1 protein-coding gene is annotated in these 456 nt (G+C 33.8%); it reads right to left on the bottom strand.

Features of this window, described 5'->3' with window-relative positions; all coding sequences use genetic code 11:
* On the bottom strand, positions 1-398 hold a 398-nt coding region (locus LS69_RS10155; protein ID WP_138124739.1), incomplete at its 3' end, for a hypothetical protein.
* Positions 399-456 lie beyond the last annotated feature (58 nt).

Here is a 456-nt window from a genome sequence, read left to right on the forward strand (position 1 = left end):
TTGAGATTTATCTTTTTACCTTTAATGGTGATGCCACTATCATCTAGGGTGATTGCATTGCCATTTTGTTTTAGGGTGATTATATCATCTTTTATTACTAATTCCGCCTTGCCTACTTTGATATGGACACTCTCTTTGGAATCTAGGTTAAATATTTTAGAGCTTATATCCAAAGATTCCAAAATTTCTATTATTGCATTCTTTGCTTGTGCTACAAGATACTCTTGCAAATTCACAGAAAGGGATTGATTGGAAGTTAAAAGTATATTTTCTTTAGCATTTAAATTAATTTGAGATTGGGATAACATATTGATTTCTTCTTTGCTGTGGATATTGAAATGTCCATCAACACTATGTTTTTCATCTTTCCCTACCTGTATTGTGAGGTCTCCCCTCACTTCCACTCCCTTATTCCCTCCTACAGATTCACTAGAATCCTTAGCAATTCTTGTTGTG

The sequence above is a fragment of the Helicobacter sp. MIT 05-5294 genome (assembly GCF_000765675.1).
Classification (GTDB): domain Bacteria; phylum Campylobacterota; class Campylobacteria; order Campylobacterales; family Helicobacteraceae; genus Helicobacter_D.